This window comes from Parafrankia sp. BMG5.11 (assembly GCF_004337455.1).
Window position 1 is genome coordinate 55,644 of the sequence record NZ_SJXI01000093.1, and the last position, 18,499, is coordinate 74,142.

The window sequence follows — 18,499 nt, forward strand, 5'->3', positions numbered from 1 at the left end:
AAGCTGGAGCCGCCACAAGGGCGCGCAAAAGCGCGCTATACGCAGCCACAGGCTAGCGGAAAGGGTTGGGGATTGTCAAACGAAGCGGCGCCCCCCGCGCCCCCGGTGCCCCCTGAGAGCGCCCCGGCCCCGGCCGGAGACACCTCCGGGGGCGACGAGCACGCTCGGGAGCAGCAGTACCTGACCATGCTGCACGAGCGGCTGGACGGGCTGCGCGCCGCCGCCGCCGCCGGACTCGCCGAAGCCCTGCTGCGCGACGATCCCGAACCCGGCGCGCGCGCCGACCGCGACGCGCTCGCCGCCCGCCACGCCGACCAGGTCGCCCGCTTCGACGCGATGCGCGACCGGCTGCTGTTCGGCCGGCTCGACATGGCCGACGGCGAGCAGCGCTACATCGGCCGGATGGGTGTCCTCGACCCCGAAGCCGACTACCAGCCGCTGCTCATCGACTGGCGGGCCCCGGCCTCCCGCCCGTTCTACCTGGCCACCGGGGCCACCCCGCTGCACGTCGCCCGCCGCCGCCACATCCGCACCGTCGGGCGGCGGGTGACCCACCTCGACGACGAGGTGTTCGGCCCGACGACCCTCGGCGGCGGGGTCCTCGGCCTGCGGACCCTCGACGGGCTCGGCGCCGACGAGGGCGACCCCGACCTCACCGCCGGCCCGCCCACCGCGGCTGGTGAACCGGACGGCACACCGGCGCACGACAGCCTCGTCGGCGAGGCGGCGCTGCTGGCCACCCTCGGCGCGCACCGCACCGGCCGGATGCGCGACATCGTCGCGACCATCCAGGCCGAACAGGATCGGATCATCCGCTCCGAGCAGGACGGCATCCTCGTCGTCGAGGGCGGGCCGGGTACCGGCAAGACCACCGTCGCGCTGCACCGTGCCGCCTACCTGCTGTACTCCCGGCGCGAGCAGCTGTCCAAGCGCGGGGTGCTGATCGTCGGGCCGAACCCGGCCTTCCTGCGCTACATCGAGCAGGTACTGCCCTCCCTCGGCGAGACCGGGGTGCTGCTGTCGACCGTCGGCGACCTCTTCCCCGGCGTGCGGGCCCGTCGCGCCGAGAGCACGACCGCCGCGGAGGTCAAGGGCCGGCCCGAGATGGTCGACATTTTGGCCGCCGCCGTCCGCGACCGCCAGCGGCTCCCCGACACGCCCCTGGAGATCACCGTCGCGGACGGGGTCGCCCGCCTCGACGAGACGATCGTCGTGCCGGCCCGGGCCGCCGCCCGGCTCACCGGACGCGCACACAACCACGCCCGGTCGGTGTTCGTCCGCGAGGTGATCACCGCCCTGACCCGCCAGATCGCCGACCGGTACGAGTCGTCGATCGACGAGGTCGACATCCCGGACTTCGTCGACGACTTCATGCTCTGGCCCGACACCGACGCCGCGCGCGACGCCCTCGGCGACAGCACCGAAGGCGGCGAGCCGGGTGGGGGCAGCGCGGCGACGGACGGCGGCGACTGGCCCAGCGCGGCCCTGGCCGCCGCGGCCGCGGCGGCGGACCGGCCGGTGCTCGACTCCTCCGACCTGGCCGATCTGCGCCGCGATCTGAGGTCCGACCCCAGGCTCGCCGAGGCGATCGACGGCCTGTGGCCGCTGCTGACCCCGCAGGCGCTGCTAAAGGACCTGTTCGCCTCCGCCGACGCACTGTCGCGCGCCGCCCCCGGGCTGACCGACGCCGAGCGGGCGGCGCTACGCCGCGACCCCGGCGGGGGCTGGGCCCCCGGCGACTGGACACCCGCCGACACCCCGCTGCTCGACGAGGCCGCCGAACTGCTCGGCGACGACCCCCGGGCGGCGATCGACGCGGCCGTCGCCGCGCACCTGGAGCGCCAGCAGCGGATCGACTACGCCGGCGGCGTGCTGGACATCCTCTCCCGCGGCGACACCGAGGACCCCGACGGCGAGCTGCTGATGGCCTCCGACCTCATCGACGCCGACCGGTTCGGCGAACGCCAGGAGGAGGTCGACACCCGCAGCACCGCCGAGCGCGCGGCCGCCGACCGCACCTGGGCGTTCGGCCACGTGATCGTCGACGAGGCGCAGGAGCTGTCCCCGATGGCCTGGCGGATGGTGATGCGCCGCTGCCCGACCCGGTCGATGACGCTGGTCGGCGACGTCGCGCAGACCGGCGACGCGGCGGGGAGCTCCTCGTGGGCGCAGGCGCTCGACCCGTTCGTCGGCCCGCGCTTCACCCTCGAGCGGCTCACGGTGAACTACCGCACCGGCGCGGAGATCATGGACATCGCCGGCGACGTGCTCGCCGCTCAGGGGCGTGGGCTGCGCGCGCCGCGGTCGGTGCGCCGGTCGGGCCGCGCGCCGTGGCGGCTCATGGTCGGCGCCCACGAGCTGGCCGAGCATCTGGAGCAGCTGGTACGTGCCGAGCGCGCGGCGGCCGGCGGCGGGCGGCTGGCTGTGATCGTGCCGCGCTCCCGCCGCGACGAGCTGGCGTCCCTCGTCGAAACCGGGTCCACCGGCCCGCGACCGGACCAGGACGTGGAGGTGGGGGCGCCCGCGCAGGCGGCACCGCACGGCCAGGCGGGCACGGCGGACAGCGCGGACGGGGAGGGTGGCGCGGACGGGGATCCGGAGCGGCCGGTCGTCGTGCTGACGGTCCGTGAGTCCAAGGGGCTGGAGTTCGACGCGGTCATCGTGGTCGAGCCCGAGCGCATTCTGGCCGAGTCGCCGCGGGGCGCCGGTGACCTGTACGTCGCGCTGACCCGGCCGACGAACCAGCTCGGGGTCGTGCACGTCGGCGAGCTGCCGGCGGTGCTGAGCCGGCTGCGACCGCGCGAGGCGACCGGTGGGACAGCCGGCGAGGCGACCGGCGGCGTTCCGGCGGCCGGTCCGGCGGCATCCGGTCGCTGAGGCGCCTCGCGCCGCGGCGCGAGGCGCGGCGGGCTGCGGCCCGGGCGGAGGTCGGTCCGTCCCCGGGACGGGGCACACAGCCTCGTCCCGGGGACGGAATGGAGGTTTCAAGATCGAATTTAGTAACGAACGGTCGTCAACAGCGTTGACTATCTTGTGTCGGGGGTGCACCAGCCGGTAGTCGAACGATCAGCCCACCGCCGGTCACCCGCCCCGCGCGGTAGACGCGAGCAGCCGATGCCACCGGTCAGGCTCGAGGTTCAGCCACCGGTCGACATCCTCGCGCCACCAGATCCGGGTCCCGTTCCAGGCGGACGTCCGGTTCACGACCCCCGCGGCCGCGGGGGCCGCCGGATCACTGCGCAGCCGGTGATCGACAGCCTGCCGGGTGACGCCCAGCGCCCGGGCGATGTCACCAGACCCGACGAGCAGAGGGAGCTCATCCACCCCGCCGACGCTAACCGCAAAAAGGACGGACGGGATGCCCCGCCGCCCCGGTAGGTGGGGCAGCGCACCCCATCACAGGACCAACGGATGACATACGGGAGCACTCGACCCCTGCGTACGGTGCCACCCGGCCTACGGAGCGGTGCGCTGACGACTCCGTCACGGCGCACCGCGCGGCGGGGAGAACGGTCAGGCGGCCGATCAGGCGGCGCGCTTCGCCGCGATCCGCTCGCTGTCGGGCCAGCGCACGTCGTGGGCCCAGCCGAGGCGCTCGAACACCGCGATCAGCCCGGCGCTGAGGTCGATCTGGCCGCGCAGCACACCGTGCCGCGCGCTGGTGGGGTCCGCGTGGTGCAGGTTGTGCCACGCCTCCCCGAACGACGGGACGGCCAGCCACCACACGTTGCCCGAGTGGTCCCGGGTGGCGAACGGCGTGGCGCCCAGGACGTGGCAGATCGAGTTGATCGAGAAGGTCACGTGGTGCAACAGGAAGACCCGGACCAGCGACGCCCAGAAGAACGCGGTGAGCGCGCCCGTCCACGACCCCGCCCACAGGCCGCCGACCAGCGGCGGGAGAAGCATCGACACGGCGACGAGCCAGCCGAAGCGGTCCGAGATCCGCCGGATGTCCCGGTCGGCGAGCAGGTCCGGGCAGTACCGCTGGGCATTGGTCCGCCGCGGCGCGAACAGCCACCCGACGTGCGCGTGCAGCAGACCGCGCGCCAACGACCGGGTGCCGGGCCCGAAACGCCACGGGGAGTGCGGGTCGCCGTCACGGTCGGAGAAGCGGTGGTGGCGCCGGTGCGCGGCCACCCAGTCGATCACGCTCATCTCGATCGCCATGCTGCCGGCGAGAGCGAGCGCGATCCGCAGGCCCCGGCGCGCCTTGAACGCGCCGTGGGTGAAGTGCCGGTGGTAGCCGACGGTGATCCCGAGACCGCCGATGACGTACATCACCGCGCCGATGACGACGTCGTGCCAGCTCAGACCCCAGCCCCAGGCGAACGGGACGGCGAGGGCGACCGCCAACAGCGGCCCACCCAGGAAGAGCGCGAGCAGGATCTGCTCGGCGCGGGACTTCGGCCGCGGATCCAACTCGGGCGCGGCGCCCGCCGCCCGCGGCGACGCGGCGACGGCACCCACGGCGACCGTGCCCATGGCAACGGCGGCGCCCGCGGCGCTCTCCTCCGCGGCGGCCGCGCCCACGGCGGCCTTGGCCGAGGTCCGCCTGCCCGCGGTGCTCACCGGCGGTGGGCACGCCGCCGCCGGGCCCGCCGGCGTGGGCGGCCGCACCGCGACGGCCGTCGCGACCGGCCGGGCCGACTCCACCGGCACGGCGGCGACGGCTGGCGGGGCCGGCTCCACCGGCACGGCCGGCAGTGATGCCCGGGACGTGGCTGTGGCCGGACCGACAGTCAGTAGCACGGGCGGACTCACGCCCGTACGGTCATGGGACATATGGACCCTCTCCAGGTGGCCGGCGACGACACCGCCGACTCTGCTGCGAATCATCGTCCTGGTCAGTGGAGGTGGCGCCCCGGCCTAGGGGGGTCTGACCCCACCCGTACCCGCGGGGGGTGAGCCGCGCCGGCGCCGGCCGGCCCTCGGCGAGGGTGCCCGGCGGGCGCCGGCGGACAGGTACTCGGCCCCGCCCGGCAAGGGCGGGGATACCCACGCCGCCGCGGGTCGATGCGCCGCCGCGCCCCGGCCGGTGGCGGTTCACCCGGCGCGGTTCACCCGGGTTCACCCGGCGCGGCCGACGAGCCTGCGCGCCACGGACCGGACGGCGCGCGCCGCCACGGGGCGGCCCGTCGCCCGCGCCCGCCGTCCGTGGGGCACGATCGAGAGCACCATGACGCCGCACACCTCCACGCCCGAGAACACCTCACCCGACCTCGCCCCCGGCGGCAGCGCGCCCGGCGTCACACCCGGCAGCGCGCCGGGCCCGGCCGCCGGCTCGCCGTCGCTGGTCGACCGCCTGCCGGCCGGTCCCGAACCCGACGCGGACGCCCTGTTCGACGCGTTCGGCGCCTGGGTGACCGACCAGGGCCTGGAACTGTATCCGGCGCAGACCGAGGCGCTGATCGAGGTGGTGAGCGGAGCGCACGTCATCCTGGCGACACCGACCGGCAGCGGGAAGAGCCTGGTGGCCACCGGCGCCCACTTCGCCGCGCTCGGCTGGGGCCGGCGCACCTTCTACTCCGCGCCCATCAAGGCCCTGGTGTCGGAGAAGTTCTTCGCGCTGTGCGCGGTGTTCGGCCCGGCGCGGGTCGGCATGATGACCGGTGACGCCTCGGTCAACGAGAGCGCGCCGATCATCTGCTGCACCGCCGAGATCCTGGCGAACATCGCGCTGCGTGACGGTGCCACGGCCGACGTCGGCCAGGTCGTCATGGACGAGTTCCACTACTACGCCGACCCGGACCGGGGCTGGGCCTGGCAGGTGCCGCTCATCGAGCTGCCCGACACGCAGTTCCTGCTCATGTCGGCGACGCTGGGCGACGTCACCCGGTTCGAGGAGGACCTGACCCGGCGCACCGGGCGGCCCACGGCGGTGGTGCGCTCGGCGCAGCGGCCCGTCCCGCTGTTCCACCGGTATGTGACCACCCCGCTGCACGAGACGATCGAGGAGCTGCTCGAGACCCGTCAGGCGCCGGTCTACGTCGTGCACTTCACCCAGGCCTCCGCGCTGGAACGGGCCCAGGCGCTGATGAGCGTGAACGTCTCCACCCGGGCGGAGAAGGACGCCATCGCGGAGATGATCGGCGGCTTCCGGTTCACCGCCGGGTTCGGGAAGACGCTGTCCCGTCTGGTCCGGCACGGGATCGGCGTCCACCACGCGGGGATGCTGCCGAAGTACCGCCGGCTGGTCGAGCTGCTCGCGCAGGCCGGCCTGCTCAAGGTCATCTGCGGCACCGACACGCTCGGGGTGGGCATCAACGTCCCGATCCGCACCGTGGTGTTCACCGCGCTGTCGAAGTACGACGGCACCCGCACCCGGATCCTGACCGCGCGGGAGTTCCACCAGATCGCCGGGCGGGCCGGGCGGGCCGGCTACGACACCGTCGGCAACGTCGTCGTGCAGGCCCCCGAGCACGTCGTGGAGAACGAGAAGGCGCTGGCGAAGGCCGGGGACGACCCGAAGAAACGGCGCAAGGTCGTGCGCCGCAAGCCCCCCGAGGGCTTCGTCTCCTGGGGCGTGCCGACCTTCGAGCGCCTCGTCGCCGCCGAACCCGAGCCGCTGACGTCGCACCTCGCCGTCAGCCACTCGATGCTGCTCAACGTGGTCAACCGGCCGGGGGACGCGTTCAGCGCGATGCGCCACCTGCTCACCGACAACCACGAGTCGCCGGCCGCGCAGCGCCGGCTCATCCGCCGCGCGATCGCGATCTACCGGGCGCTGCTCGCCGCCGGGGTGGTGGAGAAGCTCGACACGCCGGACGAGACCGGGCGCACCGTGCGGCTCACCGTCGACCTGCAGCTCGACTTCGCACTCAACCAGCCGCTGTCCCCGTTCGCGCTGGCCGCGATCGACCTGCTCGACCGCGAGTCCCCCGACTATCCGCTGGACGTCCTGAGCCTGCTCGAGTCGACGCTGGACAACCCGCGGCAGGTGCTGTCCGCGCAGCAGTTCCGCGCCCGCGGGGAGGCGGTGGCGGCGATGAAGGCCGAGGGCGTCGACTACGACCGGCGGATGGAGCTGCTCGACGAGGTCACCTGGCCCAAGCCACTCGACGAGCTGCTGCACGCCGCGCTCGCCACCTACCGGCGCGGCCACCCCTGGGTCGACGACTACGAGCTGTCGCCCAAGTCGGTCGCCCGGGACATGTACGAGCGGGCGATGACCTTCGCCGAGTACGTCGACTTCTACGGCCTGGCCCGCTCGGAGGGGCTGCTGCTGCGCTACCTGGCCGACGCGTTCAAGGCGCTGCGCCAGACGGTGCCCGAGGACGCGCGCACCGAGGAGCTCACCGACCTCACCGAGTGGCTGGGCGAGCTGGTCCGCCAGGTCGACTCCAGCCTGCTCGACGAGTGGGAGGCGCTGCGCGACCCCGCTCCCGAGAGCCACGCCCCGCCGAGCGGGCTGGTCGAGCGGACCTCGGCGGTCACCGCGAACACCCGCGCGTTCCGGGTGCTGGTGCGCAACGCGTTGTTCCGCCGGGTCGAGCTGGCCGCGCTGCGCCGCTACGACCTGCTCGGCGAGCTCGACGCGGCCGTGGGCTTCGACGCGCAGGCCTGGCGCGACGCCCTGGAGCCGTACTTCGACACGCACGCCGAGATCGGCACGGGGCCGAACGCCCGCGGCCCCGGGCTGCTCATCGTGGAGACCGCCGCGGACCGCTGGACGCTGCGCCAGATCTTCGACGACCCGGCCGGGGACCACGACTGGGGAATCAGCGCCGAGGTGGACCTCGCCGCCTCCGACGAGGCCGGCATCGCCATCCTGCGGGTGACGGCCGTCGACCAGCTCTGAGCGGCTTTCCCGCGGTCCGCTTTCCGGCGGTCGGTCGGGCGGCGTATCGGGCGGCGGGCGCGGCGGCGAACCGCCAATGGCACCGAGGTGTTCATACGCGCTCCGGGCGGTGTGCAACCGGCACCATCGGTCCAGCCCTCCCGCGTAGGTCCTGGAAATGCCGCAGGTGCGGTGCGGCGCGATGCGGTAACGGACGGACATGACGGCCGCCGCGGCCGGCCCGCGGCCTTTCCCGTAGCGGCCCGCGCCCGGCCGGGCCGGGCATCGCGCACCGGCGTCCACCCACGACCAGGGGTGACGGCGGCGACTGTGGACACGGGCCCGAAAGACGCCACCGGCCTGGTATTTACCCAACCCCAGCGGCAGACATTCTCATAAACCAACCACCGGATACACAACTGACACCATGCTGGGAATCGGTGAAGAACACCGGACGACGGATCCCGTCGATCCATGTCAACGGAGAACGAACGGTCGATCACCGCACCCCACGCGCCGCCGTGGCACGCCGGCGCACCGCCGCGCACCGCCGCGCGGCGGTGCGCGGCGGCGGGATCCACGCGCCGCACACGGGGATCCGGCGGTGGTGGCGGGCCCACGCGACCGGGCCACCCCCATACACCTTCGCCGGATCCCAACCCTCACTGCGCGCGTTCGGCACCACAGTGCACAATGCGCTGATTGCCGGGACGAAGATCCCCTTGCTAGTCTCATTTCCCAGCAAGGCGTTTTGTCTGCCGTAAAGGACCGGGCGACCCGGCGACACTCCCCGCCGACCCGGCACCGCATCCGGCGCCGCACGACCTCCGTTTCCGCGACTGACCTCGTCTCACGCCGGCTTAGGCCCGGGAAATAAGTGGCGGGCCGGTGGCACCTTTGCCGAATTTTTCTGTTTTGTTTCGTTCTTAGTCCGCGAGACCCCCGGACGAGAGGAAGACGATGACATCGGGCACTTCCGATGACTGCTCGGTCGAGGCTTTGCTGCCTCGAGCCGTCACCCGGCTGCGCGCCCGTACCGGCGCCGATCTGGCCTATGGCGGATCGGTCGACCCCCGCTCGCGCTACCTGACCATCAGCGCGCTCGACGGGAACCGCACCAACGCGCTGCGCGGCATGTCGCTGCCGCCGGGCCACGGCGTGGGCGGGCGGGTCGTCGCGCTGGGACGGCCCGTCGTGATCGACGCCGGCACCCGCCCGCGCTACACCGAGGACCAGCGTGACTGGGCCGTCCTCGGCGAGGACATCTCCTCGGTGGTGGCCGTGCCGGTACGCACCGGCGGAACCGTCCACGCGGTGCTGTACTGCGGCGTGCGGGCCGACAACCCCGTCCCGCCGGCCGCCGTGGAGACCGCGCTCAGCGTCGCCCGCCGATTCGAGGCGTTCCTGGCCGAACGCACGATGACGGCGCGCGCCGACGCCGGCCCGACCCCGGGCGGCCCGGCGGGCGCGTCCCGGCTGCGGGTGCTGTGCCGGGTCGACGCCGAGCTGGAGGAGCTCAGCTACCAGGCCGGCGACCCGGCCCTGCGGGAACGGATCGTCGCGGTGCGCGACCTGCTCGAGGACCTCTTTCCCGACACCGCGCCGCCGACGCGGGCCCAGCCCTTCGGGCTGTCCCCCCGCGAGCTCGACGTCCTGCGGCTCGTCGCGGAGGGCATGTCCAACGCGGAGACCGCGCGCCGGCTCGCCGTCAGCCCCGAGACGGTGAAGGCGTACCTGCGCAGCATCATGAACAAACTGGGGGTGCACAACCGCACCGCGGCCGTGAACGTCGCGCGCCGTTCCAGCCTTTTGCCGTGAGGCCGGCGCGACGGCGCGCCACCAGAACCGCCGACGGGCGGTGACCCCCCGAGATTCTCGGGGCGGTCACCGCCCGTCTGCTTCGTCCGAGTCGTTCACCCGGCCGGCGGTGCACCCCACCGAAAGTGCTTCCCACCGACCACGCACCCGGCGAGCAGGGCGCCCGACCGGCGTTTCGCCCGCGGCCGGCCGGTGGGAAACATTCCGTTCACGCCCATCGGGAAATGCATTCCAGTCCTGGTGCCCGTAACCCACGGGCCACGAGCGGAACCGGCCGCGGGACGAATCTCACCGGCGCCGCGTCGGCCCGGGGCAGAATCGCCGCGCGCCGGGCGCCGGCGCCGGTCGGGTGGCCGCGGCGCCGGGCGCCGGCAGCGGGAGCGGACCGGTGGACGCCGGGCCCGACGCGCCGCTCTGATCCCCCGCGGGCGGCTGTTCCGCCCCAGGTGGCGGCGCCGCGCCCGGGCCGCCCGACCGCGGCCGCGCCCCGGGCCGCTGCCCTGTCCCACCGGGCGCGGCGGGACGCTCGTCCCAACCGGAACCCTCCGGCCGGCCCGCGTTGTCAGCCGGAATACCCCCGTGCGGTTGAACCCCGTACCGCGGCCGGGGGCACCTCGCCAGATGCGGCGGTGTTCTGCCGTTGTTGTGCCCTTCGAACTTCTCCTCCACGACGAACTCCCCCTCCTCCGGATACCGACTGGCGCGAGTCACGACGTCATCGCGGTACTCACGCCAACGGCGTGAACATTAAAGAGGGATTCGCGCCTTTGGTACCCCTCTACGGGGGTATCGCCCAATCTTTGCTACTTCTACGTTGAACTCATGTCATTTCCCGTCGAAGTCACGCGGCGGTTCAGGGGCTCGACGGGGCGCCCCGCCAACCACCGGTCACCCGCCCACCCGGGCGCCGTGGCCGGGCCGGCAGAACCGCTCGAGCCGCACCCGCCGGCCCGCACGACGCCACCGCGGCCCGGCACCGTCCACCCAGCCGCGCCACCGCCACCGGAGCAGGGGCCACGCCGGCGCCGCTGGCGCGGTCGCGCCGGGCGCTCGCCCGAGCCGCGGGCCGCACAGCCGCGAGCCGCCGCACCGGGAGCTGCCGAGCCGCGAGCCGCGGCACCGCAGCGGCCGGGCGGGCCGGGCCGTCCCGGGCAGCCGGGTGGGCCTGGGGGTTCGGCGGGCGCACCGACCGGCGGGCGCGGCGGGTTGTTCGCCCTCCTCGCCCGGATCGCGATCACCCGGCCGGGGCGCGTACTGGCCGTCACCGGGCTGCTCGTGCTGCTCCTGCTGCCCTGGGCCGCCGGGGTGTTCGACCGGCTCGCCACCGGCGGCTTCTACGCCCCCGGCGACTCCGCCACCCGCGCCGAGGCGATGCTCGACGCCGAGTTCCCCGGCGCCCCGCCCAACGTCGCGATCATGATCACCGCACCCGGGGACATCGACGGCCCGACCGCCCGCCGGCTGGGCGAGAACCTCACCAAGGAACTTCACCGCGAGCCGGGCGTCAGCGGCGTCACGTCCTACTGGTCGACGGAGTCCCAGCGCGGGCTGCTGCGCTCCCAGGACGGGCGCAGCGCGCTCGTCCTGCTGCGGCTCACCGGCACCGAGGACGCGATCGCGCGCCACGTGGCCGCCCTGCATGACAGATACGCCCACGACGGGCCCGGCGTCACCGTGCGCCTCGGCGGCGCGCCCGCGGTCATGCTGGACGTCACCGAACAGAGCCGCGCGGACCTCAAGCGCGCCGAGCTGATCACCGCGCCGCTGGTGCTCGGTGTCCTGCTGTATGCGTTCGGCGGAACGGCCGCGGCGCTGCTGCCCATCGTCGTCGGCGGCAGCGCGGTCATCGCCAGCCTCGCCTCGCTGCGGCTGCTCTCCGAGGTCACCCACATTTCGGTGTTCTCGCTGAATCTGACCACCGCGCTCGGTTTCGCCCTCGCCGTGGACTACTGCCTGTTCATCCTGCGACGTTTCCGCGAGGAGCGGGAGAATGGCCTGGACCGGCCCGCCGCCCTGCACACCAGCCTGCGCACCGCCGGCCGCACGGTGCTTTTCTCCGGTCTGACGGTGGCGCTCTCCCTGACGGGCGCGCTGCTGTTCCCGCTGCCCTACCTGCAGTCGTACGCCTACGCGGGCATCGCGGTGGTGGTGACCTCCGAACTCGCGGCCCTGCTGGTGCTGCCGGCGGCGATCATGCTGCTGGGCGAGCGGGTGGAACGTGGACGTCGCCGCCGGGCCGGGGCGCCTGCGCCCGCCGGCACCGGGGTTGGTGGCGACCGCGAGCCCGGTGCGGTGTGGGGGGCGATCGCCCGCCGGGTGATGGCCCATCCGCTGCTGTTCGGCGGCGCGGCGGTCGCCCTGATGGTGGTGATGGCGCTGCCGCTGGGCAACCTGCGGGTCGCCCTCGCCGACGACACCGTCCTGCCGACCAGCGCGGACTCGCACATCGTCAACGACGCCATGCGTGAGGACTTCACCGTCTGCCTGCCCTGCCAGATCCCGGTCGTCGCGGCCGGGGTGGACGCCCGCGAGCCGCAGGTCGCCGCGCGCCTGGGCGGCTACGCGGCGCGGCTGTCCCGGGTGCCCGGCGTCGCGCGGGTGGACACTGTGGCCGGCAGCTTCACCGACGGCCGTCTCATCGCCCCACCGCCACCGGACGGCGGGGCGTTCGTCGGCGTGCACGGCGGCGCCTGGCTCTCCCTGTGGCCGACCGAGCCCGACCCGCTCTCGGCGGGCACCCAGCGCACCGTCGACCTCGTCCGCGCCATCCCGGCGCCCTACCCGGTCGAGATCGGTGGCCTGGCCCCGCACCTGGTCGAGACCCGGGACACGGTGATGCGCGGCCTGCCCGGCGCCATCACCGTGGTGATCATAGCGACGTTCGTGCTGCTGTTCCTGTTCACCGGCAGCATCCTGCTGCCGGTGAAGGCGCTGCTGCTCAACGCGCTCAACCTGGCCGCGGTCATGGGCACGATGGTGCTCGTCTTCCAGGAGGGGCACCTCCAGCCCCTGGTCGGGCACTTCCAGGTCTCGGGCACCGTCGAGCTGACCAGCCCGGTGCTGATGTTCTGCGTCGCCTTCGGGCTCAGCATGGACTACGAGATCTTCCTGCTCGCCCGCATCCGCGAGGAGCACCAGCGCGGGGCGGGCAACCGGCGCGCGGTCACCCGTGGCCTGGCCGCGACCGGCCCGCTGCTGACCTGCGCCGCACTCGCCCTGATCGTCGTGATGATCGGCGTCGCGACGTCCCAGATCAGCATCATCAAGATGATCGGGGTCGGCCTGGCGCTGGCCGTGCTCCTGGACGTGACGGTCGTGCGCGCCGTGCTGGTGCCGGCCTTCATGGCCCTCGCCGGCCGGTACAACTGGTGGGCGCCCAGGCCGCTGCGGCTGCTGCACGAGCGGTTCGGCCTGCGTGAGGGCGGCGACGCGTTCGGCGAGGCGCTCACCGCCGCGGCGCTCACTCCCGCGGCCCCGCCGGCCGCCACCGCGCCGGCCACCGGTCCGTCGGCGACCACCACTCGGGCCACGTCCCGGCCAGCCGGCAGCCCGCCGGCCGGCGCCGGGCCGGGCACGGCGAGCACCCGGCCGACCGCCGTCGCCCGCTCGTGGGCGCCCGCGGCGGCGGCCCGCCCGGTAGGCGGTCACGAGTCGGAACCCGGCCCGCAGGGCACCGCCGGTGGCGCGGGGGCGCCGCGCCGGCGTCCCGGGCTCGGCATCTCCGAGCCGGCCCACCCGGCCCCGCCGAAGGTCCTCTTCTCCGCGAGCACCTACGGCCGGGCCGAGGACGGCCTGTACGACCCCGACGACCAGGCCGACCACCAGTCCCCCGGCGGGAGCCGCGGCGGCCCTGCGGTCGGCCACGGCGGCGCCGACACCCGGGCGGACGGCACGCTGGCGGACAGCGCACGGCCGGACGGCGATGCCGAGCGTGCCCCGGCGGAGGCCGACCCGGACGAACCGGCACGGGACACCCACGTGCCCACCCTCGGCGAGCGGGAGACCACGGAGGGCTGCTGGTCGGCGGACGCCTGGTTCTCTCCGCACGGCGACGCGCCGGGCGAACCGCCACACGAGAGCTGACCGCCAGCCTCCCGACCAGCACCCCTGACGGTGGGCTGCGGCACACCTCCTGGTGGTGGGGGTACCCGATGCAGTATCCCGGACTGACGGCACGCTCTCCCGGAGCGGCCCGTCAGCGCGACGTTCCGGCCACCGCGCGAAGGCGCCGCGGGCCGGGACGCCGCGGCGCCGGGGCCGGGACGTGCCGCGCCGACCGACCCAGAAGGTGGATCATGCGACCAGTGACCGTGAACGAGCCGGCGATCCTCGCCCCGACCGAGGGCACGGTCCTGGACCTGCTGGACCTCGAGGAGATCGACCGCGACCTGTTCCGGGTCCGCATGGTGTTCGACGACGTGTACGCGCTCTACGGCGGCCAGGTCGCCGCCCAGGCCCTGCTCGCCGCGGGCCGCACCGTGCCCGAGGGGCGGGTGCCGCATTCGCTGCACGGCTACTACCTGCGTCTGGGGGACGCGTCCCGGCCGACCATCTTCCGGGTCGACCGCGACCGCGACGGCCGCTCGTTCTCGGCCCGCCGGGTGGTCGCCGTGCAGGGCGGCGAGGTCATCTTCAACATGTCGGCGTCGTTCCACGTGCCGGAGAAGGGCACGGACATCGACGCCGAGCCGATGCCGGCGGCGGGCCCCCCGGAGACGATGATCGACTACGTGTTCCCGCGGCTGTTCTCCTTCGAGGGCCGCACCGAGAAGCCGGTCGAGCCCGGCGAGGACTTCCCGACCCGCTGCTGGGCGCGGTGCACCGCGGCGCTGCCGGACGACCCGCTGACCCACGCGGTCATCCTGACCTACCTCTCCGACAGCATGGCCGGCCTCGCCCCGTTCCACACGCCCACGGCCCGCTCCGGGTCAAGCCTGGACCACGCGGTCTGGTTCCACCGGCCGATCCGGCTCGACGAGTGGGTGCTGATGGACCACGTCCCGCGTACGATCGCCGGCGGCCGCGGCTGGTACACCGGCACCATCCACACCCGTGACGGCCGGCTCGGCGCGAGCCTGACCCAGGAGGCCCTCTTCCGCGCACCCCGGGAACGGCCCCGCCGGTAGCGCCGGCCCCCGTGCGGGGGCGGGCCCAGCTCGGCCGAGCCGGTCACTCCCGCACTGGACGCCGGCCGGCCGATCTCACCGCGCCCAGGCAGAACGCCGACCCGGTCTCCACCCTCGGCCCCGTCCGCAACATACCCACAATTCCCGCCACCTGTCCGGTTGCCATCTTTTCCCGGCAGGCCGGGGATCAGCGTCAATGCCGACCAGCGGCGACCGAAAGACGGGTCGCACCAACAGGCGCGCCAGGCCCCGCACCAGTCCCACACATATAACGCCGCACCATCAGCCGCATGACCGTCACTCGAGGGACCATTGGACTCCGACCGGCAACCGGAAACACGACTCCAGTCATGCCAGGGTGTCACACGGCCCGGCCGTGATCCCGCAGTGCGCGATTTGTGACCGCATCGGAGCTAGAGTGGCATGATGGATCTAGCGGTGGCCCTCGACCTTGCCGTTCGGCTCTCACGCGAGGCCGGCGACCTCGCACGGAGTTCTTTTTCCGCCCGCTTCGCGTATGCCAGCAAAAGTCTGTCACTCGATGTGGTGACAGAGATCGATCGTGCCGCCGAGCGGCTCATAGTCGGCGAGGTACAGAGAACTTTTCCAGGCCATGTGATCATCGGCGAGGAGTCCGGGCTCCACCCCGGCCACGAGGACTGGACCTGGCTGGTCGATCCCCTGGACGGCACGACCAACTTCACCATCGGTCTACCCGTCTACGGAGTCGCCATCGCCATCACGCACCGGGATAACGTTGTGGCCGCCGTGGTCCGCGACTCGCACACCGGGAGGTATCTCGCGGGCAGCGAGGCAACCGGGCTCCTCGCCGGCGACGGCGCGGTGCTGGCCAAGCGGGGCGAGCCTGTCGCTCCGGCCGTTGCTTTGCAGCAGGGCTACGGCGTCGACCGGGACGACCCGGCACTGGACCGGGTTCGTTCGACGCTCGAGGCCCGTTATGGGCGGGTTTTCTACACCTGGTCACCGGCAATCGACACGATGTTGCTGCTCGCCGGCCATCTCTGTGCAACGGTCGCGGTCGACTGCGTCGGCCCGGAACACGTCGCCGCGCAGTTTCTGGCCCGGCAGGCCGGATGCACCGTGCGTGCACTGGGAAGATCCGGGGTGACATCGCCGGATATCGTCGTGACCGCCTGGCCCGAGGCTTTCGACGCGGTCCATAACCATGTGACGGATGCCGTGATCAGGCAGGTCCCATCAGCAAGGCGACAAGACGCCGACATTCCCGCGTGAGGCTTTCACGAGCATCGTCCTTGTGCGTGAAAGCGAATCGGAGAAGCTCGTCGACGGAGGCCCGGATATCCACGGCCCGGTCAAGGTAGGCACGTCGCCCCGGATCCGCGAGTAACACCCGGATAGTGTACAGGGACATCGGCCAGAGCTGCTCGTATGCACTACTCCGAAGCTGACGGAGCGAAGCCAGAAAAAGCCGATCGCAGGGGTCCGTGCCATCATCCCGCCAGCCGCTGTTACTCGCCTCCTGGTCACCGTAGTAGATCCTGTTGTATCCCAGGTGGAAGATCAGTGAGTCGGGGTCATCGTCAAAGTCCGAGACCAGGCGGTCGATCAACGATCCATCGTCCAGATGGAGGGCGAAACCGACCGCGATACCACGTCGGACGAACGGATGCGGCTCGTTGGCGTGGATCTCGCGAAGCCGGTCCTGGCTGCGCTGGTCGCCCCCGAGAACAAGCGGAAGCAGATTTGCCGCCTGCTGCCTTGCCATGATCGCAGAGTGACTACCGGCGGCTGTCGTGGCCGTGACCTCCAACACGTGGAAAAGGTTCCGGCACACCGATCTGGCCTCGATAGCGATCCCCGCGCAACGATCGAGAAGCTGCCGGGTGAAGTCGATCATCTCGTCCGGCAGCGGCGAGAGCAGGACCGCGAGCAGGACGTCATCGGCGACCTGGTCGTTGATGAGCACCGACTGTATGTAACGCGCCGCAAAGAACTCAAAAAATGACTTGTGGACGAAGCGGTAGTAGTCGTCACCCTCCGAACGAACGAGAAAGGACCGCAGAGTCAGCTCCCGGAACGCCTCGTCCGGCGACTCGTCCGGCCGCCACTGGCGAACGACGTCGTTAAGCGTGCGCCCGCCGATGAGAAGGTCATGGACGTCGAACTGACCGAAGGCCTTACGTCCGTCGAACGCGAGTTGATATATTCGCCAGGCCACTCGCTCGGCCAGCTCCTGCATATCCTGCCAGTGCACTGACATGCCTCGACGCCGCTCCAGGTGGAGCCACTTGGAGACATACAGGTCATAGACTTCCGCCGCGTTCCATTCATCCGGCTCCGGTGCTCGCCCGGCGTTCTCGGCCGGAACCCCGCCAAGCCGGTTCGCCAGCACGTCGGTTGCCATGAACAGCAACAACGGACGGGAGACCAGGTCGGTCAGTGCCGTCGAACTTTCGATGGTCGCGATGACCGTCTCAGCGGAGTCCAGACCGAACTTGGCACAGTACGCCCGGACGAACGACCGGCCGGCAACCTGGAAGTCGACCCCCCGCAGGTTCGCCCTGGTGACGAACCAGCGGCTCGGCTCGCTCGCGGCCATATAGAGATCGAAGAACGTCTGACGGCAGGTGAGGACGACCCGCCCGCGCAGGACTTCCGCAAGTTCCCGTGGAATCACGTCGCGTGCTGCGCCGCCATGGATGGCAAGCTCGTCGAGGCCATCCAGCAGGAGGATGATTCTGTCGGCGCGAAGCAGCTGATGGATCCGGTCGGCGGACAACGGAACCCCGTCGCCGTCTCCGTCCGCCGGGCGCCCGGCGAGCGCGGTCTCGATCAGCAGATGCGGCGACGTCTCGCTTCCGCTCCGGATCAACTCACCGACCTCGACCAGCCTCAGCAGCCACGGTATTCGCTCCCGTTTCGGGTCTGCTACGAACCGGCGGACGAGCTCGCGATGGGTAAGCTCGCAGACCAGAGTCTTCCCCACCCCCGGATCGCCGAGCAGGAGCACACTGCCGGACGCGGCGACCTCCCTGGCGAGCCAGTCGACGACACCTGCCGAGTTCGTTTCAGTCGCTCCGGTCTGCTCGATCTCAGGCTCAGCAAAAAGACCTCCGGACCCCACGAAATCACCAAGAGTGATCCCTCCATCACTCATGGGTGGAAGCCCGGCGGGAAGCTGCTCCTTCAGCACGACAAGCTGAGCGCGGAAGTAGCGCCGCAGGCGCCGCCGCTCCCATGGACCCAGCCGATCACGGGGGCTCAGAACCCGTCGCCCCAGGAGCAGCACGACCGCGACCACGAGCGCTCCGACGGCGAGGAACACGCGGCCGGACAGTAGACCGGCAAGGCTGATCACCAGGCCACCAAAAGCCGCGAGCTGGTTAAGCTCCTCGACGAGATCAACGAATGGGGCGCCACGGCGCCGACGAGCCATTGCGATTCCCCCGCCCGATCGTCAACGAAGAGCAAAAAGGCCTTCGATGATCTTGTAGACAGCAGGCTACCATCTGCAGAGCTGAACCGAAGGGGTACCCGGCCAGAATGCTCCGCGACCGGACAGGTTTGCCGGCGACATGCTTGCGTGCTGGCATCCGGCCCGGCGGCCCAGGCAATCCTCCGATGGCAAGGCGTGTCACCCTCGCTGGTCCGCGGGCATGTTCGGCGGTGGATGCCACCCCTCGCCGCAAGGCGCACCTGCACATGCACGGCGCCGGGCACCCTTATCCCCGCTTATGACGGGTTGCGACGAGACTTTCTGGGCTACCCTTGCCACGTGGGTACTGTTCTGCGGTGG

Annotated in this window: 9 protein-coding genes; 6 read left to right on the plus strand and 3 right to left on the minus strand. The window is 72.4% G+C overall.

The window, feature by feature from the left end; translation table 11 throughout:
- Positions 1–186 precede the first annotated feature (186 nt).
- The gene (locus tag E0504_RS43230; protein ID WP_235015132.1) at positions 187–2,877 is read left to right on the plus strand and encodes a UvrD-helicase domain-containing protein; all 2,691 of its coding nucleotides are present in this window, start codon (positions 187–189) and stop codon (positions 2,875–2,877) included.
- A gap of 204 nt (positions 2,878–3,081) precedes the next feature.
- On the opposite strand, the gene E0504_RS43235 is transcribed toward E0504_RS43230, so the two are convergent.
- Complete coding sequence (locus tag E0504_RS43235) at positions 3,082–3,324, minus strand: hypothetical protein (protein WP_006539918.1); 243 nt, start codon at positions 3,322–3,324, stop codon at positions 3,082–3,084.
- A 201-nt stretch (positions 3,325–3,525) separates the two neighbouring features.
- Entirely contained in the window at positions 3,526–4,482 is a 957-nt protein-coding gene (locus E0504_RS43240) for an acyl-CoA desaturase (RefSeq protein WP_373693999.1), read from the minus strand.
- A 694-nt stretch (positions 4,483–5,176) separates the two neighbouring features.
- Between E0504_RS43240 and E0504_RS43250 the strand changes: the two genes are divergently transcribed.
- The 5 genes from E0504_RS43250 (at position 5,177) to E0504_RS43270 (ending at position 15,975) form a co-directional block, all read left to right on the plus strand.
- Positions 5,177–7,798, plus strand: a complete 2,622-nt coding sequence (locus tag E0504_RS43250) for an RNA helicase (RefSeq protein WP_241831652.1) — start codon at positions 5,177–5,179, stop codon at positions 7,796–7,798.
- Between the two features lie 939 nt (positions 7,799–8,737).
- On the plus strand, positions 8,738–9,595 hold the full coding sequence (locus tag E0504_RS43255) for a LuxR C-terminal-related transcriptional regulator (protein ID WP_020461711.1): 858 nt from the start codon (positions 8,738–8,740) through the stop codon (positions 9,593–9,595).
- A gap of 1,206 nt (positions 9,596–10,801) precedes the next feature.
- Positions 10,802–13,678 carry an MMPL family transporter gene (locus E0504_RS43260; RefSeq protein WP_131627296.1) on the plus strand — a complete coding sequence of 959 codons (2,877 nt, stop codon included), beginning with the start codon at positions 10,802–10,804 and terminating at the stop codon, positions 13,676–13,678.
- Between the two features lie 212 nt (positions 13,679–13,890).
- Entirely contained in the window at positions 13,891–14,721 is an 831-nt protein-coding gene (locus E0504_RS43265; RefSeq protein ID WP_112108019.1) for an acyl-CoA thioesterase II, read from the plus strand.
- Between the two features lie 438 nt (positions 14,722–15,159).
- A complete protein-coding gene (locus E0504_RS43270; RefSeq protein ID WP_160144320.1) occupies positions 15,160–15,975 on the plus strand; it encodes an inositol monophosphatase family protein in 816 nt (271 codons plus the stop codon).
- Here E0504_RS43270 and E0504_RS43275 read toward each other — a convergent pair.
- Complete coding sequence (locus tag E0504_RS43275) at positions 15,926–18,139, minus strand: NACHT domain-containing NTPase (RefSeq protein ID WP_112108021.1); 2,214 nt, start codon at positions 18,137–18,139, stop codon at positions 15,926–15,928. The two genes, E0504_RS43270 and E0504_RS43275, sit on opposite strands and share 50 nt — an antisense overlap.
- Positions 18,140–18,499: the final 360 nt, after the last annotated feature.